We start from the raw sequence: 26,986 nt of genomic DNA, 5'->3' as shown, positions 1-26,986 counted from the left end.
TAGACTATGCTTGGACCCTGATCCGCTGCCGTACGCGTTCGTAGAGCTGGACCTCGGCCTTGTGGAGCAGTTCGACGACGACCGCGAATTGCTGCCGATCGACATGGGTCGCCCAGCCGCCTTCGCAGCGCACGACGAGATAGTAATAGTCTCCGTAATCTTCCACACCACGTTTGAACGTCACGGTCGCGCACTGAACCGTTCCCTTCTCGCGTGCCTGGGGACCGGGTACGAGAGCGCAATTATATCGCGCTGCAAGTTCGGGGAACGGACCGTCGTCCTGTTCACGCTTGCGATAATGATCGAAGATCAAGTCGGGCTGGCACCCACGGACCAAGCGGAACGACATGCCGACGCCGGCATAGTCGTTCCGCGTGTGCCGCACCGNTGGATCGAATGCCAGCGTTACACGAATGCAGCGCTCGCCATTGCCCGCCTGGAACGCTTCTGGGATCGGAATCCGATAGACCGCAAAATGATCGAGCGCGAGCTCATCCTCAGCATAGAGGGTCACGCGCGCGTCGTCCGAGAATGCGGCGCGCTCGAGATCCACCAGACCGTGACCGACAATCGCCCGCGTTGCATCCCCACCAAGCAGCTGAAGCCGCTCGCCGGCGGGCGGCGGGATTTCCGCAGACCCTACAATGAGCGCGCGGACGAGATTGGCGGAGGCTTGCGGGAAGCGCGTCAGGATCTGAGCGGCGGTGAAGGCGACGCGCGGCGCGGCATAGGACGTGCCCGACCCTGCCGTGAAGAGCCGATCAAGATAGCTGTGATGCAGGGTCAGAACACCGGCGCTGCCGACGTCCTCCCCTCCCCGCAGCCTCGCGACGACGGCATCGAAAATCAGCGTGCCGCCAATCTCGACCACGTCGGGTTTGGTTGCGCCGCCCGGTCCCGGCCCGATCCGCGAGAATGGCGCCGGCTCATGCAGGCGTGTGATGGCGCGGACGCGGACGTCGTCGGCACGATCGGGATCGAGACCTTCGCCATGCGCGAGCGCGCCGACGGTGATGACGTTCAAGGCGCCGGCCGGCTCGAACAACCGGTTGGCATCCTCGAGAAGGTAGTGCGGATATTCCGTCACTGCCTGTTCGAGGCGATTTCCGCCGCGCGGGCTTCGATTGCCGGACGAGACGATGATGACGACGTCGAGCTCGCGCGCCAGTCCGTCGAGCGTGGCGGCCCATGTTCCGACCTTGCCGCCGTCGAAGACGCGCCGGCGGTCGGCCAGCGCGATCACGAAGACCCGACAGCCAAAGCGCTGGTTCAGGGTCGTGATCGCCTCGCGCATCTGCGAGGGTACGAGCCGCCGATCGTCAAAGCCTCCTTGGTCGTTCACCACCTTTGCCGCACAAAGCCGCGCGCCGCGCTGTAACCCGCCTGCGTCGAGCTGCGCACGAAGATCGCCGAACACGGCGACACCGGCCACGCGGGTGCCATGACCCCAGACGTCGGCGGTGCCGAGCTCGGCGGGAACGCCGATCGAACCGACAAGGATGTCCGCCAAAAATGGGTGATCGTTGACGCCGCTGTCGATGATGCCGATCAACGGGGCGTCATCAGCGACGGCGTTCAGCGGCGGCGCATCCGCCAGCACCATGTCGAGCGCCTCTGCCGTCGTCACATCCGGCGCCGGCGGCAGATCGATCGCCGCGATCTCCTCAACCGTCAGGAGAGTTCGCAACAGCTCCCCCGTCAGCTGCGCGCGAAACATGCTGATCGATGGGCCGACATAGCGATCGAAGACATCGCCAGCCCGTGCTTCGACGTAGCGAATGACATCCTCGATCTTGCGTTCGCGCAGGCGACGCTCGCCCAGATCCCAAAGCTCGATGTCCACCAGATAGGATGTCCGTGCGACGAAATCCGCGACATCAGCGAATCCTTCTTCACGCAAGCGTGGACCGATCCGATCGCGCGGCTCGACCGATCCAATGCTTTCGATTCCGGAGACGAAATTGACGTAGGGGGCGTGTTTCTGGCCGGGGGGTGGGCCACCCTGATAGGCATCAAGCCGCGCGCGGAAATCCACCATATCTTCGTTCGACGCGAACAGCACGAGGGTGCGATCTGCGTCGCTGGACAATACCGTGAGCCCCAGGCGTTCCCAGTCCTCCTCGAGAAGCGGACCCGTCATCTGCACGCGCAAAATCAAAGAAGGATCGACGAATTCGGGCTTGCGCCGACGTCGTTGCTCCTGCGTCGCAGCCTCGAGTTCGTCGCGCAGCTTCGTGGTGTGCTGGTCGCGATCGCGCACAGGCGGCGGACCGCCGCCGCCGTGCTTGCGGCGCTCGAATTGCTCGGGAAGCCGGACGAGTTCGAGATGATCGTATCGGGCCACGGCGCGCCTAGCTCGGCGGCGCGAGGCGAGACTGTCCTGCCCGGCGGCGCGCCTCGTCTTCCAAGGCGCGATTGAAGTCGCGGGCCTGCACCTGCTTGCGGCGCTCGATGATCATCGTCTTGACCGCCTGCGTGCAGACGCGCTCGATTTCGGCATAGGAGTAGCCTTGCAGCGCCGCCGCATGCTGCAGCGGATCGAACGCGGTGGCGATGTTCTTGAATTTGAGCCGTAGGAACCGGGCGATCATCGCCCGATCCGGCTTGTCGAACCAGACGACCTCGTCGAAGCGCCGCCACACCGCCGGATCGAGCGATTGATCGAGGTTGGTCGCGGCGATCAGAAAGCCCTTCGGCTGGATATGGTCGATGAACAGCAGCAGGCTGTTGACGACCCGGCGCAGCTCGTTGTGCTCGCTCGAGTCGTCGCGCGAGCGCGCCAGGGCGTCGAACTCGTCAAAGAACAGGACGCAGGGCTGTTTGCGCGCGAACTCGAAAATCTTGCGGACGTTGCCGGCCGTCTCCCCCAGGTAGGACGAGATCAGCCGATCGAGCTTGACGAGGAACAGCGGCAGACCGAGTTCGGCTGCAAAAATCTCCGCGCACAGGGTCTTGCCGCATCCCGGCGGGCCGCAGAACAGGAGCTTGGATCGGACCTTGAGGCCATGACGCCGGATGTCGTCGGCGCGGCGAAACTCTTTGACCAGGCCGAGCAGCACCNGCACGTTCGTCGCCCCGAGCACGATATCATTGCGCGTGTGCCGCGGCTCAATCCGCTCGATGAAGTCGGCGGCCGCTTCGGGGAACGGAAGCAGGGGCGCAAGCGCCTTCGGACCGCTCGGGCGGCTTGGGCCAGCCTCGAGTGTTTTGCGCAGGCTGCGCGCCAGCACGCGGTTGTTCTTCTTTTCCTCTTCGCCGATGATTTGCTCCGCCACGGCACGGAACTCATCGTCCCGACCGTAGCTGGCCAGCAATTTTTTCATCAACTCCCCGCGGGCCATGGCTGTACTTTACTTTCTCCTGCTCGACGAATCATAACCGCAAATGCAGCGTTTCACGATGGGGTTACTGCCTGATTTAAACAACGCAGATCGCCGGCGTCGGGCGACATCTAAACAACGCCCCACGCTCGATAACGTCCCCTCCCGGTCGCCTCCCGCAACCCGAGCTTTCCGACCAGGTCCTGCGCGGCGCGCGGCGTGATCTCCAGCTCTTCCGCGATCATGCCGGCTGAGACGATCGGGCGGGTCAGCACATAGTCGAGCAGTGCCGGCAGGGAGGAGGTCGAGCGGCGGCCGTCGAGCTTGCGGGCCAGCAGGGTGCGGGCGGTCAGCCAGCGGTCGTGGTCCTTCAGCCCGGCCGCGGCCGCGGCGGCGATCGCCTCGAGCTGGACTGCGAGACGCCCTGCCCTGTCGGCCGGCCTCCGTCGCTCGCGCGGGATCGCCTTAAGTCCCTCGTGCAGGCACGGCAGGTGCATCCTCGCCTTGCCGCGTTCCCGTAGCAGGCTGGCGCCGAGCAGGCGTGCGAGCCAGGGAGTATGCTGCAGCGGCTCGATCGCGGCCCAGGCGTCTGCCGCGATTGCCGACGCCAGCGTCGGCGGCAGGTTGCGTGTTTGGTCGACGACCGTACGCCAGGCGTCGAGACGTTCGTCCTCGTCCCAGTCGAGATCGTAGACCAGCGGGTCCCGCTCGGGCTGGGGCTGGCGCCGCCCATTGCTTTCGCCCGCCAGCGTGCGATCGGCCTGGGCGATCGCGGCGTCCACGGCTGCGAAGACGTCGGCCAGCCGGTCGTCGGTCAGGGCCGCGCGAAACGCCTCGCCGGTATCAGCGTCGCTGTCTTCGTCCTCCGGACCGCGCGCCTCATCCTCTTCCTCACTCCGGTTGAGCCGTTCCGCTTCCCGGTCGCCCTGCCCTCCCCTGCCCCGCAGCCCGGCGAGGCCGGCCGCCGACAGCGCCCAGTCGGGGTTGGCCGCGGCGATGCGCCGGCGCGTGCGCAGCACGGCGTGGGCGCGGGTCAGTTCATGGGTCGGGGCGCGGATGTCCATGCCGGCATCGTGGAGGACGAGATCGTCGAGGTGGACCAGCTCGCCTTCCAGCCAAAGACTGGCGCAGGCGTCAGTGAAGTGGGTGCGGGCGATCCACCCGTCGCGGATCGGGCTTTTGGCCAGGCGCTCGTCGAGCCGGGCCAGCGCATCCTCGGCGGCCGCGAGCCGTCCGGCGATATGGGTCCAGGGCAGCGGATCAGGAATTTCGTAGCCGGACTGCAACGTCTTGATAACTCTGAGCGGAATCGGTCAAAAGGAAGCTATCACGAGCATAGCTTCCGTCATAGCGATATTCGCTTTCGCATCCTTTTGACTATCGATAACCACCCCTTATCGATAGTGTTGGACACGGAATCGCAAATCGGCGATTCTGGCCGCCCTCAGCCTGGAGAATCACGCCCGCCGGGCCTCCGATCGACGCGAGGACGCCGCCGCTGCCAGCCCCCTGCCCTCTTCCGGACGCCTTCGGCCGCCGCCGGCGGCCGTCACTCGGTGCGCGGCACGCTCCGGTGCGGCGCGCTGGTCGCGACCTCGCCGCGGGCGATCGCCACGAAGCGGCGCTTCACCTCGGCGAACAGGCCCGGCGTCAGGGCTCCATAATAGCCGCTTTCGGTGTCGATATTGCGCAGGTCCGGCCCCGGCCAGGTGAAGCGGTTGCTCTCGGTCAGCACGATCCACGAGCGCTCGGCGTCGAGCCGCAGGCGCGCCTTGACGTCGGCCGGGATCTCGATCGCGTCGGCCGCATTGGTGGGCGGCGTGTGGGTGATCGGCAGGACGCGCACGACCGGATCGCCCGCCTCCGTCGTCATGACGATCGCCAGCACCAGGCACGGGCGGTCCTTGTCGCCCTCCTCCCGGCCCTCGCGGTGCTGCCAGTCCCAAAGATAGGCATAGCGGAAGACCCAGCCGAGCCTGATGTCGGTCGGCAGCACCTCTCAGCCGGCGGTCTGCTTGGCGGAGGCGCCGACCTGGTCGGGGTCCGGCGTCATCTCGGCGGCCTCGACCGCGGCGATCTCGGCGTCGCTGAGGTCGATGGTGCGCTGGACGCGGCGGTCGCGCTTCGACAGCCGCACGAAGTCCTCGTAGGCCATCAGCACGGTGCGCGGCCTGCCGTTCTTGGTGATCACCACCGGCTCGCGCACGGCGGCGTCCTGGTAGGCGCCGAAGTTCTTGGAGACCTCGGCGGCGGTCACGGTGGAAGCCATGGTCGGTTCTCCTTCGTTCCGGAATATACGGAAATCCCGCTAATCCCGCAAGAGGTCCTGCCATGACCCTTCCTCCCGTCCGCCTGCCCGACTCGGCCTCGATCCAAGCGGCACTGGCCGGCCTCGACCCGGCCTCGATCGACGCCGACCTCGTCCCCGCCCTCGCCGCCGCCTTCCCTGGCTTCGACTTCAGCCTCGCCCGGCTCGACGACGACTACTGGCGCGACACCCGGTCGGTCATCCAGCCGGACGGCACGCGCGTCGGCGAGCTGGGGCCGTGGATGACGGGCGAGCTCGCCAAGGATGGCGGCGACGTCAAGGCGACCTGGGAGCGCCTGAAGGACACCGGCCTGCAGATCACCGAGTGGCGTGGCGCCAGCGCCTTCGTCTTCGCGCCGACCGGCCCCGCTCCGGCCGACTACATTCAGATCGCGCTCGGCCGCGAGGTCGAGTGGCGCGCCGGCCCGGTCGTTAACCCGGACTACCGCCCGTGGGGTGAGCAGGAACTGCTCGACCCGAGCTGGCCGCGCCGTGATCCCCTGCNCGACACGGACCGCCTCGCCGGTCCGGTCTACCGCCTCCTCGACCGCGCCGGCAGCGCTTTCGTCCACGTCCGCAGCTTCCTCGACCGCTGCTGCCGCATCGAGCGCGAGAAGCGCGAGGCCAAGCGGCCCGAGATGGAGCGGCGCGTCGTCCGGGAGACCGGACCGGGCGGCGCGACGCGCGAGACCCCCTTCCTCAACCTGGTGCCGGACTACTTCGAGTTCGTGCCGCGCGAGCTGCGCTTCTTCCGAGACTGGGAGGACTCGAGCGCCCGGCCGCAGCGCGTCTTCGCGCACTGGGCGCTGGACGCCCGCGACTATACCTACAAAGGCGAGCGCGAAGTGGGCTTCATCCCGCGGCCGCTGAAGATGCCACGAGAGCGGCTCCTGCTGACACCAGAGACGTCGGTTCACCAGTTGATGGACCGGATCGAGGCGGTTGACGGTGAGGTCGGCCTGCCCTTCGGCTGGTTCTTTCTGATGACCCATGGCCACTGGGTCGAGCCCGATGTCGGCCTCGCGATCGCGGAAGGCCTCAAGGCGCAGCGCGTCCGCCTGCCGGACGCGGATGCAGCGGTGCTACTGCGCTGGGCCGAGCGATCTTACGGATTCTGAGGCGTACCATGGACGACATTGTCAAAGGCCGATCGCTTAACGCCGAATCCAGGCGCGCGCTGGAGCTCGACACGCTTTCGGCCATCCTGCCGATGGACCGGCGCGATCGCCTCGCGCAACTGCTCACGGACGACGACGTCGCGACGCTCAAGCACCTCGCGCGCGAGGGCATGGGCGAAAACAGCCTGCGGGCTTTGGCATCGGATCTGGCTTATCTCGAAGGCTGGGCGGCGGCCGCCACCGGCGGGCCGCTGCCGTGGCCGGCGACGGAAGCGTTGGCGCTGAAGTTCGTCGCGCATCACTTGTGGGATCTGGCGCAGCGCGAAACCGACCCCCGGCACGGGATGCCGGCGGCGGTCGCCGAGGCGCTGCGCGGGGAGGGGCTGTTGCGCAGCGCCGGCCCGCATGCGCCGAGCACCGTGAAGCGGCGCCTGGCGAGCTGGGGCACGCTGCACCGGTGGAAGGGGATCGAGGGGCCCTTTGGCTCTCCCGCCGTGCGGTCGGCCGTGCGCCTGGCGGTGAGGGCCTCGCCGCGGCCGCGCCGGCGCAAGAGCAAGCGGGCCGTGACGCGCGACGTCCTCGACCGCCTGGCCGCGACCTGCGCGACGGACCGACTCGCCGACACGCGCGACCTCGCGATTCTGCTGCTGGCCTTCGCCTCCGGCGGGCGGCGGCGCAGCGAGGTGGCGCGGCTGCGGATCGAGCAGCTGAGCGAGGAGCCGGCGGTGCCGCTTGATCCGCTCGACCCGAATTCGGCGACGCTGCCGTGCATCTCGATCCAGCTCGGTCGCACGAAAACCGGCGACGCTGATGACGTGGGGAGGGTGTNCCTGGTCGGCCCGCCGGTCGAGGCGTTGCGGGAGTGGCTCGATCGAGCTGATATCCGGAAAGGCGCGATCTTCCGCGCGATCGACCGTTGGGAGGCGATCGAGGAGCGCGCGCTGACCCCCCAATCGATCAATCTGATCGTCAAGCGGCGCTGCACGATGGCTGAGCTTGACCCCAAAGAGTTCGCTGCGCATGGATTGCGGGCAGGGTACCTCACCGAAGCGGCGCGCCAGGGCATTGGCTTGCCCGAGGCAATGCAGCAGTCGCAGCATCGGTCTGTGCAGCAGGCTGCGAGCTATTACAACGAGGCAGAGCGCGCGCAGGGCAGGGCGGCCCGCCTTGGGATCTAGTGTGAGGACCGCTCACAGCGCGAAATGTCGCGCGAACCTGCGGTGAAGGGGCGCCTCTTCCTGTGTCGATCGCTTCGTGCCGAAGTCGATGGACGGCGGTTACGAAGGGAAAGTTCTCAGCTGAGAACTACCGCGGTTCCGTCTTTCCCCAACGTCGCTGCAAAGGCGCGCCTCGGGCGCGTCACCCTTCGCCGCGCAGTCCGAAACTCGCTAACAGATTTCGGCAATCCGCCTATCGGGCGTCTAGCGGGAAAGTTCTCAGCTGAGAACTCTTCAGGACGGTCCTCGAAATTGAGTGGCAGCGCACGACCGCACAGCGGCTCCAGACCGATGCAATGCGACTCGCGTATGCTTTAGCGGCGGCCCGACCATTCCGCCACAATGGTTAATGCGCGTTAACTCTAAATCGCTTGACCGACTCGGACGAACAAGAGAATTTACGCTCGACACGAGAAATAGCGGCATCGAGCGTAGATGACAGAGCTAACACAAATTGACCCAAGTCATCGCACCGGAAAAAAGGTGCGCTCGTTGACTCGGTTGATCGAGTCGGACGCCGACTTGCTCAGTGCGCAGCTGAAGGAGCTGCGAACTCGCGCCTTCCCTCCCGCGGCTCAAAAGGAGCTGCGCAAATTCACGTCGGGTGAAGCCGCCAAGCTGGTTGGCGTCACCGACGCATACATTCGTCAATTGTCGATCTCCGGTGACGTTCCGGAAACTGAAAAGAATGCGCGCGGGCGCCGCTTGTTTACGCTCGAACAGATTCACGAGGTCCGGCGAACGCTCGCCCGCTCGAAGCCGACATATCTGCCGACACGTCGCAAGGGCGATCATCTCCAGGTGATTGCTGTCACCAACTTCAAGGGCGGGTCAGGCAAAACAACCACTGCCGCACATGTCGCGCAGTACTTCGCAATGCGTGGGTTCCGCACTCTCGCCATCGACCTAGACCCCCAGGCTTCGTTGTCGGCGCTTTTCGGATTGCAGCCGGAATTCGACCTACAAGAGAACGACACCCTTTACGGCGCGATCCGCTACGACGACCAGCAACGCCCGATGAGCGACGTTATCCGGACGACCTACTTCGCCGGTCTCGATATCGTTCCCGGCAATCTGGAGCTTCAGGAATTTGAGCACGACACGCCACGTGTACTCGCCGAGGGCCGCCGTAGCTCCGACCGAATGTTTTTCTCCCGCATCGCTACGGCGTTAGCTTCGGTAGAAGATCGGTATGACGTTGTAATACTCGACTGCCCGCCCTCGCTCGGCTTTCTTACGCTCTCGGCGCTCTGCGCCGCGAGGAGCGTCCTCGTCACCATTCATCCGCAAATGCTAGACGTCGCGTCGATGTCCCAGTTCTTGCACATGACCTCCAGCCTCCTTGACGTTGTCGAGAAGGCCGGGGGGGACGCTGACTACGACTTCTTCCGGTACGCGATCACGCGATACGAGCCTTCCGACGGGCCACAGGGCCAAATCGTCGGCCTGATGCGAAGCTTGTTTGGCGAGCGTGTCCTTACGACCCCGATCCTTAAGTCGACTGCGATTGCAGACGCCGGGCTGACGAAGCAGACCCTTTACGAGATCGGCCGCGAGAATTTTACCCGCAGCACCTACGACCGGGCGATCGAGGCGCTCGATACTGTCCATGCCGAAATTGAGAGCCTTGTCCTTGAGGCTTGGGGGAGGGCGACGTGAACAAGCGCCGCGACCAACTGAAGGCCATGATGGCGCCGATCACCGGGCCAACCGCCCCGAGCGAAGATCGGCCGACGCGCCCGCCGGTGTCATCCGGTTCGCTTAAAGCGATGGGTCTCTCGCTGAAGAGCCTGTCCGACGATGCGGACGAGGCCCAGGCGCTACGGGCGCAACTCGCATCGGGCGCTCAAGTTGTCGAGATCGATCCGAATCTCGTCGATCCCGCGTTCATACGCGATCGCCTTAATGTCAGCGATGGAGACGAGTTCGAGGCGTTCAAGGCTGGACTGTCGGAGGATGGGCAACAAGTTCCGATCCTCGTGCGTCCGCGAATCGATGCTCCCGGACGCTACCAGGCCGCATATGGACATCGCCGGGTCGCAGCCCTTCGTGCCCTCGGTCGGCCCGTTAAGGCGATTGTGCGCGAGCTTAGCGACGAAGAGTTGGTCGTCGCTCAAGGCAAAGAGAATACAGATCGCAAGGATCTCTCGTTCATCGAGCGCGCGCTGTTCGCGGCCAGACTTGAGGATCGTGGCATTGCACGTGCGGCAATCATGTCAGCGCTCTCGGTGCCAAAGGGAAATCTGTCGACGATGATTTCTCTTGTCAGAGAGCTTCCCGAAGACCTCATCATCGCTATTGGCGCGGCCCCGAAGGTCGGGCGCCCCCGTTGGGAGCAGTTGGCGACGCTGGTGAAGCAGGGCGATACAAAATGGCGTGACGTGGTTTCCGATGCAAATTTTCAGGCTGGCCCGAGCGATGCCCGCTTCGAGCGAGTGTTGAAGGCCTTGGTTCGCCGTCCGAAGAAGCCAGCGACGTATATCGTCAAATCTGACGATGGAAAGCAGGTTGCGCGCATCGAGCGCGCCAAGGATCAAACCCGCCTCACGATCGACAATCGTCACGCACCCGACTTCGGAGCGTATCTCGTCGATCAGCTGCCCGAGATCTATGCGGCATTCAAGCGCCGCGCAGATGCGTGAACCGCGTACCCTGACAACACGAGAGGAACCGTAGGCAAAGAAAAAGGCCCCCGAAACGTCACCGTCCCGGAAGCCTCTGTCTTAGTTTGGCGACTGATAGAGAATCACTTCCGCGAATCGCAGTCAAGTCTCTCGTGAGAGACGGCGCCGTTTCGGCGAGCAGATTTCCTTTGCCCGCATGAGGGCAAGACATGGAACCACATACCCCAACGACGCCCTTTGGGCGGCGATCGCTGACGCTCGCCCACGTGGCAACGCAGATCGCCGCATCGTCGCGTTCGCCCGAGAAGGTCGTACACAAGTGGAAGATATTCCAGGCGATCTGCCGGGCGCGGCCGAGCCTCGGCGTGACGGAGCGCGCGCTTTCGGTGCTGAATGCGCTTCTCACGTTCCACCCCGAGACCGCGTTGACGGGCGAGGACGACCTCGTCGTCTTCCCGTCGAACCAACACCTGTCGCTTCGCGCGCACGGCATGCCGGCGTCTACGCTGCGACGCCATCTCGCCGTCCTGGTCGACGCTGGACTGATCGTCCGCCGCGACAGTCCCAACGGCAAGCGCTACGCGCGCAAGGGCGCATCGGGCGAGATCGAGCTAGCGTTCGGCTTCGACCTTTCGCCGCTCGTGGTCCGCTCAGAGGAGTTCGAGAACCTGGCGGCGGCCGTGGAGGCTGAAGCCCGTGCCATCAAGCTCGCACGCGAGCGCATCACACTGTGCCGGCGCGACATCGCCAAGATGATCGCGACGGCCATCGAGGAGGGCGTCTCGACGCGCAGGGGAGGGCAGGGGCCTGTGGACTGGGCAGACGTCCACGCCGACTTTCGCTCGATCGTCCAGGGGATTCCGCGCACAGCGACCCGCATCCAGCTCGAGGCGGCGGCCGAGGAGCTCTCGCAACTCGCGGACGATGTCCTCAACTTGCTGGAAAGCCACGTCAAAACACAAGATATGAGCGCCAATGAGTCCCGAAGTGAGCGCCATATACAGAATTCAAATCCAGACCCCTTAATTGATCTTGAACCTGGCTTTCGAGGAAGCCGGGCTGCGAGGACGGTGCCAGAACCTGAAACGCCGAGGGTTGCCGAGACGGCCTATCCGCTTGGGTTGGTGATGAAGGCTTGCCCCGACATCGCCGACTACGGCAGAGGCGGGATTTCGAACTGGCGGGACCTCCTGGCGACGGCGGCGGTGGTCCGGTCGATGCTCGGGATCAGCCCCAGCGCCTGGGAGGAGGCGCAAGCCGTGATGGGCGAAATGCAGGCGGCCGTGGTTGTGGCGTGCATCCTGCAGCGCGGCGCGGCCATTCGATCGGCCGGCGGCTATTTGCGTGGCCTGACCGAGAAGGCGCGGGCCGGGGAGTTCTCGCTCGGGCCGATCCTGATGTCGCAGATCAACGCGCAACTGCGCACCAAACGATCGGCGTGACGGCGTGGCGGTCTCGAGGGGAGGGGCGCGCCCGATGCTGGCGGGTCGGTTCGACGTTCGCGACGGCGTGGCCGGAATTTCGCGGACTGGCTTCGGGTTGTGCCCGGGCTGTTTGCGCTGCTGTTCTGCCGTTCGGCCAGGCACGCGGCGGTCGCTCATTGTTGCTCGGTGCGTTCCGTGTGCCGTCGACTGCTTGGATCGCCCCGAAATCCAGCGCGGCGTCTTCTCGCTGGTGCAACGTCCTCGATGGATTGGCATCGACTACGCGGGTTCTTGCTGCCGAACTTTGGCCCGGCGCGGGGCAATGGTGGTACGGCGACGATTGCTCGCTTCTCCCCGTCGGGCAGCGCTCCCGGTTTCATGGCTGGATTCCTATGGCCGTCGCCGGCACGTCGGTCCCCTCGCCCGAGAATTTTCCCCTGCCGCCACCCGCTTGCGGGTCCCGTCGGCATTCCTCGCGCACACGCCTGCGGCGCCAAAATTGACGGGCTGACGGGACGCAGCGCTGCGCTCGCCCTTCGCCCGCGTCTCGCGGGCTTCGGCTCTGTGCCGTCTTCCCGGCCATCACGGATCGCCATCGCAACGGGGCGCAGCCCCAAAAGATGGAGAGAGACTATGCGCAACATCGCCGAATTCACCCTCATCGGCCGCGTCGGGACCATCAAGCAGGTCGGCAAGACGGTCCGCGTCACCGTCTGCGCCAACTATCCCTTCAAGGACAAGGGCGGCGAGTGGAAGGACGACCAGCACTGGAACGAGGTGACGATCTTCACCAAGTCGATCCAGGACTACGTGAACGAGCACGTCAGCAAGGGCGACCTGGTGCACGTGCGCGGCCGGGTTCGGCAGAATAGCTACGAGCGCGACGGCCAACGGATCTACACCGTCGACCTGATCGGCCTCGAGTTCGGCAAGCTCGCCCAAGCCGCCGAGCGGCCCGCCACCTAAGCCAGAGACGGGGAGGCGCGAGCCTCCCCGGTCCCTTCCACCTTGAGTATCAGGACGGCAGTTTTCGTGATCGCGTCTGACGCGCCAGCGCGCGATCGGCGCGATTCTTCTTGGTGATCGCCGACATCAGCTCATCGTAGTTCACGCCGCTCTTCTCTAGGGCGCGCCGCGCGTCGGCGACGTCGAAGCCCAAGAGCTCGAACACGCTCATGTTCAGGCTCGTCGCGATGCGCTCGATCGTGCGGATCGTCGGATTACCGATGCCGCGGACCATCGTGTAATAGGTGTGGCGCGCGAGCCCCGTCTTGGCCAGGAATGCCTCCGCGCCGCCATTTTCGATCTCGAGCTGCTGCATCCGAATCGCCAGCATCTCGTTCAGAACCGAGTGATCGAGAGACTGAGGCTTTCGGACGGGCGACATCTCGGCCGGCTCTGCTACGCGTTGGGCACGCTCCAGCATCACCACACCTCTGTGTCAAAGTCTAGAATATTGGACATTGACCAAGCGAATTTCTTGTTGAGGCGACTCGACTTAGCGCGCGCCGACACCGAATCGGCGCGCGCTCTGGCCGGCCTTACCCAGGAACGAAATCGGCTCGACGCCGGCGCGCTCGGCTATGAGCTCGATGTAGTCGAGACTTGGGTTCGCTGCATCGGTCATCAGGTGGAAGTAGCTCGACCTTGGAATCCCGAGGCGTTCCGCGAAGGCGCAACGGGTGAGGCCCATCTCCTTGCGCAGGCACTCGAGAGCGTCCTGGAACGCAATAAGCAGCGTGTTGCCGTGAGCCGCGTGAGCGGCCTTCCGGCCGGATACCTTCGTGTTCATCGAGTCGCTCGCGTCCCTCGCTGATGCGACGTCGTCACTGCGGTGCGGGCGTATAACCCACACGTTGGACTGCCGTCTAACATTCAATATAATAGACGGATTCGATTCAACCAACAGGAGCGCGCTCGGACAAAGAAAAACCCGGCAGAGCCGGGTCTCCCAAGAGGGTCAGCGGGCTGGCGACGCCAATCGCCAGCGGTGCCTCGTAAACGCTACAGCATCCTAGCCCGCGCCACCCGACAGTTCAAGAGACTCGCGCGTTTTCACGCCACGGTCTTTGTTTGCCACGCGCTCTCGCGAAGAGAGGACGCGAATGCAGATGCCTGGCCTCAATCCAACCGCCCCCTTCGGGCCGCGGCCGTTGTCCGCGACTGCGCTGCGCGCGCAGCGAAACGTCACGCTGTGCGCCGGCAAGGCTGCACACAAGTGGAGGATGTTCCGCCACGTCTGCGAGGCGAGGGCGGAGCTCCGGCTCTCCGACCGATCGCTCACGGTGCTGAATGCACTGCTGAGCTTCCACCCGGACACGGTTCTCACGCTCGGGTCGGACGACCTTGTGGTTTTCCCCTCGAACCGGGAGCTCTCGGTGCGGGCGCACGGCATTCCCGCCTCGACACTTCGCAGACACATTGCTGCCCTGGTCGACGCCGGGCTCATCCTTCGCCGCGACAGCCCCAACGGAAAGCGCTACGTGAGGCGCGCGCCGGGCGGCGGCATCGAGCAGACTTTCGGGTTCGACCTCAGCCCGCTCGTGGCGAGCGCGGACGAGCTGGCTGGCCGAGCCGCCCGTACCATTGAAGAGCGCCGGGCAGTGGACGCGCTCCGCGAGCAGATTACGCTTGCCCGCCGCGACATCGCGAAGATGCTGTCGTTCGGCGTCGAGCAGCACGTCGACGCCGGCCTTCCGGCGCTTCACCGCGAGTACAGGGAACTGCTCGACAGCCGGCCGCGGGCCGCGCGCAGAGAGACGCTGGAGCCGCTCGCTGCCGCGTTGGCCGAGCTATCGAAACGGATCCTCCACATTCTGGAGAATCAGATCGAGGACGCGCCCCCTCGCGACGCGACCGGCGAAACGGAATGTCCGGCATCCGAAGGCAGCTACGGCGCCGGCGAGCCCCGTCAAGCCGAACCGAAGGGCGACGCTGCGCTCCCCGTCCCGGTGCGGCTGGTCGCCGAGAGGTGCCCCGACTTCGTCGACTACGCGCGCGAGGGTCTGCGCACGGCGCGCGACGTCACCGACACCGCGGCGATCGTGCGCCCGTTGCTCGGCGTCAGCCCGAGCGCTTGGGAGGAAACCTGCGTTGCAATGGGGCCTGGCTTGGCGAGCGTCACGCTCGCCCTTATCCTGCAACGCGGCAGCGCAATCAGGAACCCCGGCGGCTACCTGAGGACGTTGGCGCGACGTGCCTCGGCCGGCCAGTTCTCCGTGTGGCCCATGCTGATGGCGCTCGGCGCCACGCAGCGCCAAAAGTCCGAGGCTGCGCGCACCCCACCCACCCCTTCCTTCCCGGACGAAGGTGCATAGAGACCGGTCATCACTGCGCGGTCGCTTTTCCTCGCCGACGGCTATTGCCCGTCGACGGGCGGCAAACGTCCGAGCCGTTTCAAGAGGTCGTGGATTGCGCGGTCGACAATGCGCAAAGGCTGCGTGCGCTCCTCGGCGGCGAGCTGGCGAAGCGCGAGGTCAATGGCGTCGGGCAGGCGTAGCGCGTAGGGCCGCGACGACGCGCGCTCGCCATAGGCCTCGAACGGATTGCGATTGCGGTCGCGCGGCGACCGTGGCGCTTTCTTCGGCTGGTCGGGCTCGCCCGTCTCCGACGACAACCTCCTTTGCGCAGGCGGCGCCGGCGTGACCGGGTCATGATAGGCCGGGGTGACGACGACGGGCTGTAGCGGGGGCCTCTGTCCTGGCGGCGTGCCAACGCGTTGCGCGCGGAACGCGTCGCGGGGCAGGGGAGGCCGATCCGGCTTCTCACTCGGCGCGCCGTCGCTCATGCTGCGGTGTCATCCGCGGAGCCTTGGCTCGCGGCGAGCAGCTCGCGCACGACCTGGTCGGCGTTGTAGCGCGCCTTGCGCACGGACTCGTCCTTGTCGCTCATCTGGTAGAGCGTGCCGAAGCCGCTGGTCATCGTGCGGAAGGTCACGCGACGGTAGAGCGCCGTCGCGCACACCGGGACATGCTCGGAATCGAAGTAGCCGACGACCTCGCGCAGGGGGCGCGTGTTGCGGTCGAGGCTGTCGTACTCGTTGAACAGCACGCGGTGCTGACTCATCGGCAGCTGCGCGGTGGCGGCGTGCTGCTCGAGGTTGCGGATCGTCCGTACGACCTGAGACGCGTCGAAAGTGTGGACCTTGCAGGGCAGCACGACGAGGTCGGCGCGCAACGCCGCCTGGACTAGGACCTCGCCATAGTAACCGGGCGTGTCGATGACGACGACGTCGTAGCCGGCGAGCCGCTCGACAGCCTGGGCCAACGCCGCCTCGTCAGGTGCGCGGACGAGGTCGACGCCCTGAGGGCTCAGCCCGCGCGCGACGGACGACGCGTGCCACTGGTAGGAGGACCCCTGCGGGTCGGCGTCGACGATCGCGGCGGAGTAGCCGTGTTTGGCGAACTCGCCGGCGAGAATGATCGCGACCGTGGTCTTACCACTGCCGCCCTTTGGGTTAGCCACTGCGAAAACGCTTGGCACGCCCACCTCCTGCTTCTCGTGGAATCGCTCATCTAACATACGATATAATAGATATTCGGCAATACCGCAGTTCGTCACTCCGGAAGTGCGTGACTGCGGTGTTGCGGTGGTCACGCGTTGCGGTGCTCGGGCAATGCGTCATTGCGGTATTTCGGCAATGTGTGAAGGCGGCAATGCGCGGATACAACAGCACGCTTTTATGGCATTCCGGTATTGGCGGCGTCGTTCATTGAGGTATTGCCGCATTAGTGGACTTCGTCATTGCTGACTTGCGGTGAGATTATCCGGAAGATCCGTGTCGGGAGATGGGCTGGCTTCCCTGGTCGTGAACGCCCTTCTTTGGGAGAGGTCTGACAGTCGATTTATTAGATGTTAGTTGACAAGATACCGGTTTGTGGGCCAAACCCGGGGACGACTGCTGAACGCAGTCGGACAGCGCTGACGCGCAATAGCGGCAGAGCCGCGCGAACGGGAAGGAAGGGAGCGCCGATGGTTCGCTCCGCGAGAGAACCGCGACGCAAGCCGAGGCTCCGGACCGAGTTGTCGGATGCCGACGAGGCGCGGCTTCAGGCGGCCGTTGTGCTGTTCGGCGTGCCGAAGGCCGAGGTGGTGCGGCGCCTGATCCGCGCGTCAGTGCAGGCGGGGCCAGCACTGTCGGCGGAGAATACACGCGCCGTCGTCGAGCTCGCCCAGCAGGTCCGGATGGTCGGCCGCAACCTCTCGCAGGTCCTGCGCGCCATCCACCGCGGCCAAGCGGTGCGCATCGAGGACACCGAGCCGGTGTGGCGCGGCCTGCACGAGGTGGTTGCCGCCATCAACGACGAATTGACCGAGATGACCGTGGCCTACGGTTCGAAACTGCGCCGGCAGGCCGGGCTTCCGCTGCCATCCGAGATCCCGACCGAGGAGGCGTGATGAACCGCGCAGCCCAGATCGCCTGGTGGGTCGCGCAGGTCGAGGCCGCACGGACAGCTGTCACCGCGGCCGCCGAGTCACGGCGCCGACCCCGAGCCTTTGGCGGCCTTGACGACGAGCCGAGACGGCGGGCGGCGCGGGTTGCGCCGCTTCCCAAAGTGCCACCTGCAGACCAGGTCATCCGCGGGCATACAATCACCGGCGGTCGCGACGAAGAGCGCTCGCGGTCGTTGCCACCGTCGTCGGCTGGGGGAGGTGGCGGTGGACCGCCCCCGGTTCGTCCTGCCGCGCGGGCGCCGATCCCCGGCGGCGCGGGCGGGGCAGGGCCGGGCGCCGTCGGCCGCGCGCGCCAGCTCGCCGCGGGCTACCAGCCTGCGGTCATCAAGGTGCTGTCCTGGGCGCACGGGACCGTCCGGGCCACCAAGACGGGGCAGTACGTGCAGCGCGAGGACGTGCCGCTCGAAACCCACGACGGCCGCATGTTGACGGACCGCGAGGCGGTCGCCGACGAGATCAAGGCGTGGTCGGTCAACTTCTCGAAGCGGGCCGAGAGCCAGGACGTCTCCGCAGTCCGCCTGATGCTGCGCGGCGTGAAGGATACTGAAGAGGGCCGCGAAACCTACGAGAAGGCGATCGCTGCCGGCTTCGCCGGGCACCGCTACGCGTACCGGCTCGACACGACGTCATCCGGCGACCTCGAGGCGCGCCTCGTCATCGCCTTGGCAGGGCCGGCGAAGGAGCGGTTCCGCGTCCGCGAGGAGCGGGTCGGAGACCACGAAAAGCAGTTCACGCGGAAGCGCTTCGACATGGCCTCGGAGGGAAAGATCGCGGATCGCATCCATGCCGCGACCGGGATTGGTACCCAGGCAATCGGCGTGTCGCCCGGAATGACCAACCACGGCCGCAACGGCGTGACCTATCGACTCAACAAGCTGGTCGAGCACGGCGCAGTGGTCGACGACAAGGGCAAGGCCATCGCCAACGTCGCCGACACACGGGTCGCGGCGCGCGAGTGGGGGCCGTCCCTTCGCTCGCAGTCGGTGCGCGACACGATGCACCTCATGCTGTCAGCGAAAGCGGGCACCAATGTCGAGGCCTTGAGACGGGCCGCGCGCTCCTTCCTGCAGGACCGCTTCGGTGACCACAAATTCATGTTCGGCATCCACGTCGATAAGGAGGCGGCCGGCCACATCCACGTCCACGCCGTGATCGCCGCGAAAGGCGAGTCCGGCCAGAAACTGCACCCGGGGCCCGAAACGTTCCGCGAATGGCGCACGGCATACGCCCAGCACGCCCAGGCGGAGGGGCTGCGCATCGTAGCAACCTCGGCGCGGGAGCGCGCGTCGTCGCAGAGCTACGGCCCGAAGGACAAGGCCATAGTCGAGACGGCGGAGCGGCCGCGAACCGCTCGCGAAGCAAGGGATCGCGCCTATGCCGCCGATCCGGCTAACCGGCGGTTGATCGACAATGCCCGGCAGCGGATCGCGACTGCGCGTGCAAATCCGATCAGCTTGCCGAAGTCGCCGCCGGCTCGCAAAGTTGTGAATGAAAGCGTGTTGGCCTGGCGAACGGTAGCGGCCGAACAGCCGGCCAATCCGATCGCCAAGGACATGCTCGAGCGTCTGTTGATGGCGCAGGCCATCGGGGGGATACTTCAAGCAATCGGACGTCGTGTCGAGCAGATCACAAAGGAAGATAGCGGCATGGCCATTTCATCTGAACAGATGGCGAAGGACCTTCGCGTGATGAACGAGGCGGTCTCGCGAACGAGCGACCTTCTCGTGGGAGAGACCAAGCAGCAGTTCCGCGAGACGTCTGCTCGCTATCTCGAAACTCTGGCCAACCGCATCGACCTTCAACGAGTCCAGGAGCGCGGCGTCGAACGACTCAGTCGCGGCGAGGTCGAGTCCATCGTGGGAACGAATGCAGACCGGCTTATCGAGCGAGCCCAAGAAATCCGCCTTAAGGAAGAACGCGAGGCCGCATCCGCGGAACAAATCGCTGCTCGCGCGGTCAATGCCGAGCGGAGACAAGAGGCCGGTGTTGCGTTGGATGCGACATCGCAGCGTGAGCTGCGAGCCGAACGAAGCATTGTGGCCGGATCGCAGCAGGCCGCGNCAAGAGAGGCGCGGGAGGCTGCCGCCGCCGCCGAGGCTGCGCGAGCGATTGCGGAACATCCCGGTCAGCCGATTCCCGCGGCGCTTGTGCAAACGGATGCGCTTGCGAAGCTCCGCGCGGAGCAAGAACAAGTTATCCGGGAGATCGAAGCGAGCGAGCGGGCGACGGCACAATCAACGAAAGGTCAGCGTCTAGTCTAGAGAGACGCCTTGTTTTTGAATATTCTTGCGGCGGCATTCTGGCTTCTTGGCGCTAAGCGGAATTAGAGTGGATAATCAGGTGCCAATGGCGTCGTCGCACGCGGACCGTCGGTCGCGCTGAGGTGGCGTTAGGGACGACGATCATTCCCTATCTTCCCTTAACGTGAGGCCTGTGGCATCCTAGTGCCTATGAGGGTTGGCATCTGGCTCCGCAGGTTGCTCCCGATCCTAGCGGTTTTGGGGCTCATTGCCGGACCGTTCGCTGTATCGGCGAGCGGTGCTGTCGTGCAGGCTGCCTCCGCCATGTCGATGTCCGACATGGCGGAGGACATGTCCTGTTGTCCGGTTGAGAAGCCAAACCTGCCAGATTGCCCGAAATCGTGCCCGTTGATGGCGCTTTGCATGGCCAAGTGCTCCTCGGTGTCGTCGACATTTTCGAGCCTCGTCGTCTTTTGGGATCAAACAGATACGCTCCTCCCGGCCAACGCCGTGTTCGGCGACGCGCTTGTGATAGAACCCCCAGCTCGACCTCCGCGAATCTAGAACATCGCCGGCGGCGTTAGCGCGCCGGATCGTGTCGCCCTAGCAAGGCTCGGGCGGCCGAGAGCGCGTGGCCCTAAGCCACGCCATGCCGGGCCATGTGCACGGTACGTCGATGCATCTAGGACTTTCAAACGATGACCACTTCTAAGAAGAGCGCCGCCTCGGGCGCGCTCGCAGTCGCACTCTGCGTGGCAGGCCTCTCGACGGCGCAAGCAGAGGTCACGGACTACGAATTCCAGCTCCTTCAGACCGACGTCAAGCAGGGCAACGCGGCCATCGTCGATGTCCGCCTCGTCGACAAGCGAACCGGTTCATCAGTCGCCGACGCCGTCATCTTTGCAACCCGGATCGACATGGCGCCAGACGGCATGGAAACGATGACAGCGCCGATCGAGGTTCTCCCCTCGACGGAGCCGGGAGTCTATCGTTTCAAGGCCAACCTGGTGATGGCCGGCGGATGGCGCCTTTCGCTCGGAGCGAAGATACAAGGTGAAACCGGCACGCTCGAAAGCAAGCTGGTCCTGAAGGCGACGCCGTGAGACGGATCTCTCTGCGGGTCCTCGCCCTCGCCGCTGTTCTGGCGGCGGGGATCGGAGGTTATTGGGCTGGCGTCCGGGGCTTACCCGTGGCCGGCCTCCGCGAATGGCTTGGTCGCGAGGGAACCCCTGTAACGGCTCAGCCCGAGGCCACGGGGGCGATCATCTATTATCAGGATCCTGACGGCAGGCCGGCTTATTCGACGACGCCGCGCCAGACCCGAGACGGCCGGGCTTTTCGCGCCGTTCGTGCCAGCGAGGATGTGAGCTTCGAGGAAAGGCCGCCGGCGACGGCCGATGCCACCCCGCGGCGCATTCTCTACTACCGCAATCCGATGGGGCTGCCTGACACCTCGCCGACGCCGAAAAAGGATTCGATGGGGATGGATTACATCCCCGTTTACGAGGGGGAAGATGATGGTAGCCCCGTCGTGCGGGTGCCGCTTGGCAAGCTGCAGCGGACTGGTGTGCGATCCGAGTTGGCGACGCGGCGTCCTGTGGGCAGATCAATGCGCGTACCTGGAATGGTTCAGCTCGACGAACGGCGCATTTCCGTGGTCGCAACCCGGAGCGATGCCTTCATCAACGAGGTCGCGAGCGTCACGACCGGGGATCGCGTGAAGAAAGGCCAGGTACTCCTCAGGCTCTATTCGCCAGACATTGCCGCCGCCGGCGCCCAGTTCCTCAGCGATCTTAATATCGGCGGTCGCGACAGTGCTGCCGGCGGTGCCCGACAGCGCCTGGAAAATCTGGGTGTACCGCCAGAGGCGATCGCGGAGATCGAGAGGACACGCAAGGTGCCGCTCTCGATGACGTGGCGCGCGCCGCGCGATGGCGTCGTGCTCGAACGCAATGTCGTCGACGGCATGAAGGCAGCGCCGGGCGACGTGCTATTCCGTCTCGCGGACATTTCGACCATCTGGGTACTGGCCGATGTGCCGGAGTTCGATCTTGAGGCCGTTCGGCTCGGTGCGCCCGTGGCGATCCACGTCCGAAGCCTACCGGGGCGCACCTTCGAAGGACGCGCTTCGCTGATTTATCCGCAGGTCGGTGAGGCGACCAGGGCAACGAGAGTGCGGATCGAGATCGCCAATCCCGGGGATGTTCTGCTCCCAAATATGTATGCGGAAGTGGAGATCGGCGCAGGCGATGCGGCGCCGGTGTTGGCGGTCCCCGAGAGTGCGGTGATCGATAGCGGCACGCGGCAGTTCGTTATCATTGATCGTGGAGAAGGGCAGTTCGAGCCGCGAAACGTGAAAATCGGCGCGCGGGGCGCGGGCTTCACCGAAATTCGCGAAGGGATTGCGGAGGGCGACCGTGTCGTGGTCGCTGCAAATTTCCTGATCGACGCCGAGAGCAATCTGAAGGCGGCGCTCCGCGGCCNGACTCCGCCGGAGCCACAACCATGATGATCTCTCGCTTCATCGACTGGTCGGCCCGCAATCTTGTGCTCGTCTTCGTCGGCACCATCTTCGCGGTCGCCGCCGGGCTCTACGCGCTTAATACCAACGGCCCTCACGTGTGACCGGTATGAGCCCAATTGCGCATTCCGATTGATGTGATGGTTTCGGGATTGGCGATGAGCCTTCGCCATGCGTCGCAGGCGGCTTCGATGATGTCTTGGTAGGTGTCGAAGACGCGGTTCGACAGGTAGTTGGCGCGCAGGAACTGCCAGACCTGCTCGACCGGATTGAGTTCCGGGGAGCGCGACGGCAGCAGGATCGGCGTGATGTTCTTCGGCCAGCGCAGTTTGTCGGTCGTGTGCCAGCCGGCGCGGTCGAGCAACAGGACGGCGTGGGCGCCCCTGGCGACGTGGAGGGCAATCTCGTCGATGTGGAGTTGCATCGCCTCGGTATCGGCGAAGGGCAAGGCCAGGCCGGCACCGACGCCGCGCGTCGGGCAGATCGCCCCGAACAGATAGGCGCTCTCGTAGCGCTGGTCGGCGGGCTGGATCGGCCGTGTGCCGCGCCGAGCCCATTGACGAACCAGACCGTTCTTCTGGCCGATGCGCGCCTCGTCCTGGAACCAGACCTCCATGGGCTTTCGACGAGCTATCGGGCCGACATGGGCATCGAGCGTGCGGGCGAAGTTTTTTTGAACGCCTCGATGGTCCGGCCATCCTGCATCGGATGACGCGGCCGCGCGCTGATATGGGAGAAGCCGAGCGCCTTGAGCAGCTTGCCGATGCTGCGCTCGTGATACGCGATCCCGAACCGTTCGCCGACGATGCGCTGAAGGTCCACGCGACGCCAGCGAACGACGCCATCGACCGCGCGGTCGGGTCCCGTCTCGACGATCTCCGACAGCTCCTCGAGTTGCGCCTGGGACAGCCGACGGGGGTTTCCCGGGCGGCGGTTGTCCTTCAAGCCGGCCGGGCCTTGCGCGTTGAAGCGATGCACCCAGTCGCGAAGTGTCTGGCGGTCCATGCCGCCAATCTTCGCCGCGTCCGCCCGGCTCATCCCCTCCAGGACCGCCGCGATCGACAATAGGCGACGGCTTTGGCTCGCGTCCTTCACCCGAGCCGCAAGACGGCGAAGCTCAGCAGCAGTATGGCTCGGCTTGATCTCCACGACCTTCGGCATGCTGCGCGTCCTCCACGCACCTTGAATCACGCCAAATGCATCACGAGAACCCCCATCGAGTCACATCAGCAGGCCGGTGGTATAAGACGCTCCCGCTCGACGCTATACCCGACCTCTCCGACGTGCAGGTGATCATCTATACGGATTATCCGGGCCAGGCGCCGCAGGTGGTCGAAGACCAAGTCACCTATCCGCTCACCACCTCGATGCTGACGGTACCAAGATCGAAGGTAGTGCGCGGTTTCTCCTTCTTCGGCGTCTCGTTCGTCTACGTCATCTTCGAAGACGGCACCGATCCCTATTGGGCGCGTTCGCGCGTGCTCGAATATCTCAACGCTGCCGGGCAGCGATTACCGACAGGGGTCACGCCGACCTTGGGGCCGGATGCAACTGGCGTTGGCTGGGTGTACCAATACGCGGTCGTCGCCAAGGAAATGACTCTTGCCGAGTTGCGCTCGCTGCAGGATTGGGTGATCCGCTTCGGCGCATCCAAGGCCGAGGGCGTTGCGGAGGTCGCCAGTGTTGGCGGGTTCGTGAAGCAATATTCGATCGTGGTTGATCCGAACCGGCTGCGGGCACTGGGTATTTCGCTCAATCGAGTGCGCGAGGCGGTCAAGGCCAGCAACGCCGATGTTGGCGGCCGCACCGTCGAGCTATCCGAATTCGAGTTCATGGTGCGCGGTCGCGGCTATATCCGAAGTGTCGCGGACATTGAGAACGTTGTGCTGAAGACCGACGGGGGCGTGTCGCTACGGGTCAAAGATGTTGCGCGTGTCGAAATCGGGCCGGACGAACGCCGCGGCATCACCGAACTCAACGGCGACGGTGAGGTCGCAAGCGGAATCGTGCTGCAACGGTTTGGTGCCAACGCGCTCACGGTGATCGAGAACGTCAAGGTGCGGCTGGCTGAGATTGCGACTAGCTTGCCCAAGGGCGCCGAGATTGTCCCAGTCTACGATAGGTCTGAACTGATCGACCGGGCGATCGAGACGCTGAAAGGGACGCTGATCGAGGAGAGCGTGATCGTTGCGCTAGTCTGCGTGGTGTTCCTGCTGCATCTGCGGAGCGCGCTCGTCGCCATCCTGATGCTCCCGGTCGGTATCCTGATCGCCTTTGCGGGGATGAGGTCGATAGGCCTCGGCTCGAACATTATGAGCTTAGGCGGCATCGCGATCGCCGTAGGCGCCATGATCGACGCCGCCATCGTAATGATCGAGAACGCGCACAAGCATTTGGAACGTGCGCCACCGGCCAAGCCGCGCACCGAGATCCTCATTGAGGCGGCCAGTCAGGTCGGCCCGGCGCTTTTCTTCAGCCTGCTCGTCATTACCGTCTCTTTCCTGCCAATTTTTACGCTGGAGTCGCAGGAGGGTCGGATGTTCGGCCCGCTCGCCTTCACCAAGACCTTCTCAATGGCGGCCGCCGCGTTGCTGTCGGTGACGTTGGTGCCGGCGCTCATGGTGGTCTTCGTGCGCGGCCGGATCATCCCGGAGCATCGGAACCCGATCAACCGCTTCTTGATTTGGGCCTACCGTCCAGTCATTCGTGGCGTCTTGAGGGCCAAGACGCTCACCCTCTTCGTCGCGCTCATTGCTCTCGGGGTGACAGTGTGGCCGGCGCGACAGATCGGCTCAGAGTTCATGCCGAATCTCGACGAGGGCACGTTGATGTACATGCCAACCACCTTGCCCAGCATTTCCGTGACCAAGGCGGCCGAGCTGCTCCAGATGCAGGACCGCATCATCAAGAGCTTCCCGGAGGTGGCTTCCGTCTATGGCAAGGCGGGACGTGCCCTCACAGCGACCGATCCGGCGCCGACCGAGATGTTCGAGACCATCATCAATCTGAAGCCGAAGAGCGACTGGCGCCCGGGCGTTACCATCGACAGCCTGAGGGCCGAGATGGACAAGGCATTGCAGTTCCCGGGGGTCTCCAATGCCTGGACTATGCCGATCCGTGCCCGCATTGACATGCTTGCCACCGGCATCCGCACGCCCGTCGGTGTGAAGGTCTTTGGCACCGATCTCGGTCAGATGGAGCAGAGCGCTCGCGAAGTCGAGCGGGTGCTGCGCAGTGTATCAGGCACATCGAGCGCCTATGCCGAGCGGGTGATCGGCGGCTATTATCTCGACATTGTGCCAGATCGTGACGCGCTCGGCCGTTATGGCTTGTCGATCGGGGACATCCAGAGCGTGATCGCGAGTGCGTTGGGCGCCGAGACGGTGACGACCACCGTCGAGGGGCGCGAGCGCTATGCCGTTACCATCCGCTATCCACGGGATTTCAGGAGCGACCCCCAGTCTATCGCGCGCGATGTGCAGGTGTCGTTGCCAACCGGCGGAATGGTGCCCCTCGGCGAGATCGCCAAGGTCAAGCTCACCCGCGGCGCGACGTCGATCCATACCGAGAACGGCCAACTTGCAGTCTACGTCTTCGTCGACATCGTCGGCCGCGATCTTGGCGGCTATGTCGCCGAGGCACAGCAGGCGGTCTCGAAAGAGATCAGACTCCCTGCCGGCACCTACCTTTCGTGGAGCGGCCAGTTTGAATATCTGCAACGCGCCGAAGCACGATTGAAGATTGTCGTCCCACTCACGCTGCTCGTCATATTCCTGTTGCTCTATCTCAACTTCCGGGCGCTGACGGAAACGGTCATCGTCATGCTGTCGCTGCCGTTCGCGCTCGTCGGTGGCATCTGGTTGATGTGGTGGCTCGGGTTCAATATGTCGGTGGCGGTGGCGGTCGGCTTTATCGCGCTTGCCGGCGTTGCCGCCGAGACTGGCGTCATAATGCTGATTTATCTGGAGCAGGCCATGGCGGACCTGCGGGCGACTCGGGACGCAGAGGGACGGCCCTTTACCCGCGATGACGTCTACGAGGCGATAATGCTGGGTGCCGTGGAGCGGGTACGGCCGAAGATGATGACGGTGATCGCGATTACGGCTGGCCTCGTCCCGATCTTGTGGAGCAACGGCACCGGCTCGGAGGTGATGCAGCGCATTGCTGTGCCGATGATCGGCGGCATGGTCTCCTCGACCGTCCTGACGCTGGTTGTGATCCCCGCTGTCTACGCACTGGTGAAATGCTGGCGGTTGCCGCGAACCAGCGAGCCGCCGCATGAGCACAGAACCGGCCATCGGAACCTGGATCCGACCAATGTCGAAAAAAGCTCAGCAATATCAACAAATTAGTTCCATAATTAAGGTTATGCGACAGGCGGGTTGCGCTAGCCAGGCGGGGTCGAAGCAGTGCTGCTACGTGTCGAATGTTCATGCCACGTTCTTTTCCCACATAGCCTCTTGCCAAGGGGGCTCCCGACTGTATGCTCGGACCGGCCATGCTCAGACGATTCCGCTCCTTTGTGATTCTTCTCGCGACGCTCGCCGTCTTGATGACGAACGCGACGTGGGCAATCACTACGTCCGCGATGGCTCATTCTCCGCTCAATGCGCATTCGCATTCATCTACCACGGCGGAGCATGCTGCGGGCCAGCATTCTTCCCACGAATCTAAGATGCGTTACCAAGCGGTGGTGGATTGCTCTAGCGCCTCCACATCGACTTGTGAGGGTGGGCATCAGTCGAAGGACCCAGCTCAAT

General features: G+C 64.8%; 21 protein-coding genes and 2 pseudogenes. 12 read left to right on the top strand and 11 right to left on the bottom strand.

Translation table 11 applies throughout. The features are described 5' to 3' along the window. Nucleotides 1-4: 4 nt before the first annotated feature. The 5 genes from X566_RS00645 to X566_RS00625 all read right to left on the bottom strand — a co-directional run bounded on the left by X566_RS00645 (nt 5) and on the right by X566_RS00625 (nt 5,589). Nucleotides 5-2,344: a S8 family peptidase gene (locus tag X566_RS00645; RefSeq protein ID WP_034462708.1), complete on the bottom strand. Its 2,340-nt coding sequence runs from the start codon at nt 2,342-2,344 to the stop codon at nt 5-7. Nucleotides 2,345-2,351: 7 nt separating this feature from the next. After that, nucleotides 2,352-3,323 carry an AAA family ATPase gene (locus tag X566_RS00640; RefSeq protein ID WP_244434626.1) on the bottom strand — a complete coding sequence of 324 codons (972 nt, stop codon included), beginning with the start codon at nt 3,321-3,323 and terminating at the stop codon, nt 2,352-2,354. A 128-nt stretch (nt 3,324-3,451) separates the two neighbouring features. Continuing rightward, nucleotides 3,452-4,606: an RHE_PE00001 family protein gene (locus X566_RS00635; protein ID WP_173402556.1), complete on the bottom strand. Its 1,155-nt coding sequence runs from the start codon at nt 4,604-4,606 to the stop codon at nt 3,452-3,454. 263 nt (nt 4,607-4,869) lie between these two features. Further along, nucleotides 4,870-5,316 (bottom strand): mRNA interferase PemK, encoded by a 447-nt coding sequence (locus X566_RS00630; protein WP_034462706.1) that lies wholly within the window; start codon nt 5,314-5,316, stop codon nt 4,870-4,872. A gap of 3 nt (nt 5,317-5,319) precedes the next feature. Next, nucleotides 5,320-5,589, bottom strand: a complete 270-nt coding sequence (locus tag X566_RS00625) for a type II toxin-antitoxin system Phd/YefM family antitoxin (RefSeq protein WP_034462705.1) — start codon at nt 5,587-5,589, stop codon at nt 5,320-5,322. Nucleotides 5,590-5,651: 62 nt separating this feature from the next. On the opposite strand from X566_RS00625, the gene X566_RS00620 reads away from it, so the two are divergent. The 6 genes from X566_RS00620 to X566_RS00595 all read left to right on the top strand — a co-directional run bounded on the left by X566_RS00620 (nt 5,652) and on the right by X566_RS00595 (nt 12,977). After that, nucleotides 5,652-6,746 (top strand): hypothetical protein, encoded by a 1,095-nt coding sequence (locus X566_RS00620; protein WP_034462704.1) that lies wholly within the window; start codon nt 5,652-5,654, stop codon nt 6,744-6,746. Between the two features lie 8 nt (nt 6,747-6,754). Continuing rightward, nucleotides 6,755-7,924 (top strand): tyrosine-type recombinase/integrase, encoded by a 1,170-nt coding sequence (locus tag X566_RS00615; protein ID WP_034462703.1) that lies wholly within the window; start codon nt 6,755-6,757, stop codon nt 7,922-7,924. 474 nt (nt 7,925-8,398) lie between these two features. Beyond that, on the top strand, nt 8,399-9,622 hold the full coding sequence (gene repA / locus X566_RS00610; protein WP_034462702.1) for a plasmid partitioning protein RepA: 1,224 nt from the start codon (nt 8,399-8,401) through the stop codon (nt 9,620-9,622). After that, the gene (gene repB / locus X566_RS00605) at nt 9,619-10,605 is read left to right on the top strand and encodes a plasmid partitioning protein RepB (protein ID WP_034462744.1); all 987 of its coding nucleotides are present in this window, start codon (nt 9,619-9,621) and stop codon (nt 10,603-10,605) included. Before repA ends, repB begins: the two co-directional genes overlap by 4 nt. Nucleotides 10,606-10,796: 191 nt before the next feature. Beyond that, entirely contained in the window at nt 10,797-12,029 is a 1,233-nt protein-coding gene (gene repC / locus X566_RS00600) for a plasmid replication protein RepC (protein ID WP_034462701.1), read from the top strand. A 615-nt stretch (nt 12,030-12,644) separates the two neighbouring features. Next, nucleotides 12,645-12,977 (top strand): single-stranded DNA-binding protein, encoded by a 333-nt coding sequence (locus X566_RS00595; protein ID WP_034462700.1) that lies wholly within the window; start codon nt 12,645-12,647, stop codon nt 12,975-12,977. Between the two features lie 49 nt (nt 12,978-13,026). On the opposite strand, the gene X566_RS00590 is transcribed toward X566_RS00595, so the two are convergent. Next, nucleotides 13,027-13,398 carry a transcriptional regulator gene (locus tag X566_RS00590; RefSeq protein ID WP_034462743.1) on the bottom strand — a complete coding sequence of 124 codons (372 nt, stop codon included), beginning with the start codon at nt 13,396-13,398 and terminating at the stop codon, nt 13,027-13,029. Nucleotides 13,399-13,509: 111 nt separating this feature from the next. Then, nucleotides 13,510-13,803, bottom strand: coding sequence for a helix-turn-helix domain-containing protein (locus X566_RS00585; protein ID WP_034462699.1), 294 nt, complete (start codon nt 13,801-13,803; stop codon nt 13,510-13,512). A 313-nt stretch (nt 13,804-14,116) separates the two neighbouring features. Here X566_RS00585 and repC (X566_RS00580) point away from each other — a divergent pair, with 313 nt between their 5' ends. Then, nucleotides 14,117-15,328 carry a plasmid replication protein RepC gene (gene repC / locus X566_RS00580; protein ID WP_051443753.1) on the top strand — a complete coding sequence of 404 codons (1,212 nt, stop codon included), beginning with the start codon at nt 14,117-14,119 and terminating at the stop codon, nt 15,326-15,328. Nucleotides 15,329-15,369: 41 nt separating this feature from the next. On the opposite strand, the gene X566_RS00575 is transcribed toward repC (X566_RS00580), so the two are convergent. Together X566_RS00575 and X566_RS00570 are read right to left on the bottom strand one after the other, a co-directional pair. Continuing rightward, nucleotides 15,370-15,798: a hypothetical protein gene (locus X566_RS00575; RefSeq protein ID WP_034462698.1), complete on the bottom strand. Its 429-nt coding sequence runs from the start codon at nt 15,796-15,798 to the stop codon at nt 15,370-15,372. Next, nucleotides 15,795-16,493, bottom strand: a complete 699-nt coding sequence (locus X566_RS00570; protein ID WP_034462741.1) for a ParA family protein — start codon at nt 16,491-16,493, stop codon at nt 15,795-15,797. The genes X566_RS00575 and X566_RS00570 overlap by 4 nt, the downstream gene beginning before the upstream one ends. Before the next feature lie 489 nt (nt 16,494-16,982). On the opposite strand from X566_RS00570, the gene X566_RS00565 reads away from it, so the two are divergent. The 4 genes from X566_RS00565 to X566_RS00545 all read left to right on the top strand — a co-directional run bounded on the left by X566_RS00565 (nt 16,983) and on the right by X566_RS00545 (nt 22,214). Beyond that, on the top strand, nt 16,983-17,408 hold the full coding sequence (locus X566_RS00565) for a hypothetical protein (RefSeq protein ID WP_034462697.1): 426 nt from the start codon (nt 16,983-16,985) through the stop codon (nt 17,406-17,408). Next, nucleotides 17,408-19,726: a relaxase/mobilization nuclease domain-containing protein gene (locus X566_RS00560; RefSeq protein WP_034462696.1), complete on the top strand. Its 2,319-nt coding sequence runs from the start codon at nt 17,408-17,410 to the stop codon at nt 19,724-19,726. The genes X566_RS00565 and X566_RS00560 overlap by 1 nt, the downstream gene beginning before the upstream one ends. A 677-nt stretch (nt 19,727-20,403) precedes the next feature. Then, nucleotides 20,404-20,808 carry a FixH family protein gene (locus X566_RS00550; protein ID WP_034462694.1) on the top strand — a complete coding sequence of 135 codons (405 nt, stop codon included), beginning with the start codon at nt 20,404-20,406 and terminating at the stop codon, nt 20,806-20,808. After that, nucleotides 20,805-22,214, top strand: coding sequence for an efflux RND transporter periplasmic adaptor subunit (locus X566_RS00545; RefSeq protein ID WP_034462693.1), 1,410 nt, complete (start codon nt 20,805-20,807; stop codon nt 22,212-22,214). The genes X566_RS00550 and X566_RS00545 overlap by 4 nt, the downstream gene beginning before the upstream one ends. Before the next feature lie 106 nt (nt 22,215-22,320). Here the strand turns inward: X566_RS00545 and X566_RS24210 are convergent, their stop codons facing one another. Further along, entirely contained in the window at nt 22,321-23,058 is a 738-nt protein-coding gene (locus X566_RS24210) for an IS630 family transposase (protein WP_244434630.1), read from the bottom strand. Next, a pseudogene (locus X566_RS25235) lies at nt 22,953-23,264 on the bottom strand (helix-turn-helix domain-containing protein); the annotation flags it as partial. The pseudogene X566_RS25235 and the gene X566_RS24210, both read right to left, overlap by 106 nt. 206 nt (nt 23,265-23,470) lie before the next feature. On the opposite strand from X566_RS25235, the pseudogene X566_RS00530 reads away from it, so the two are divergent. Next, a pseudogene (locus tag X566_RS00530) lies at nt 23,471-26,578 on the top strand (efflux RND transporter permease subunit); the annotation flags it as partial. Nucleotides 26,579-26,986 lie beyond the last annotated feature (408 nt).

The organism is Afipia sp. P52-10, from assembly GCF_000516555.1.
Classification (GTDB): Bacteria; Pseudomonadota; Alphaproteobacteria; order Rhizobiales; family Xanthobacteraceae; genus P52-10.
This window is presented reverse-complemented; position numbering and strand designations above follow the sequence as displayed.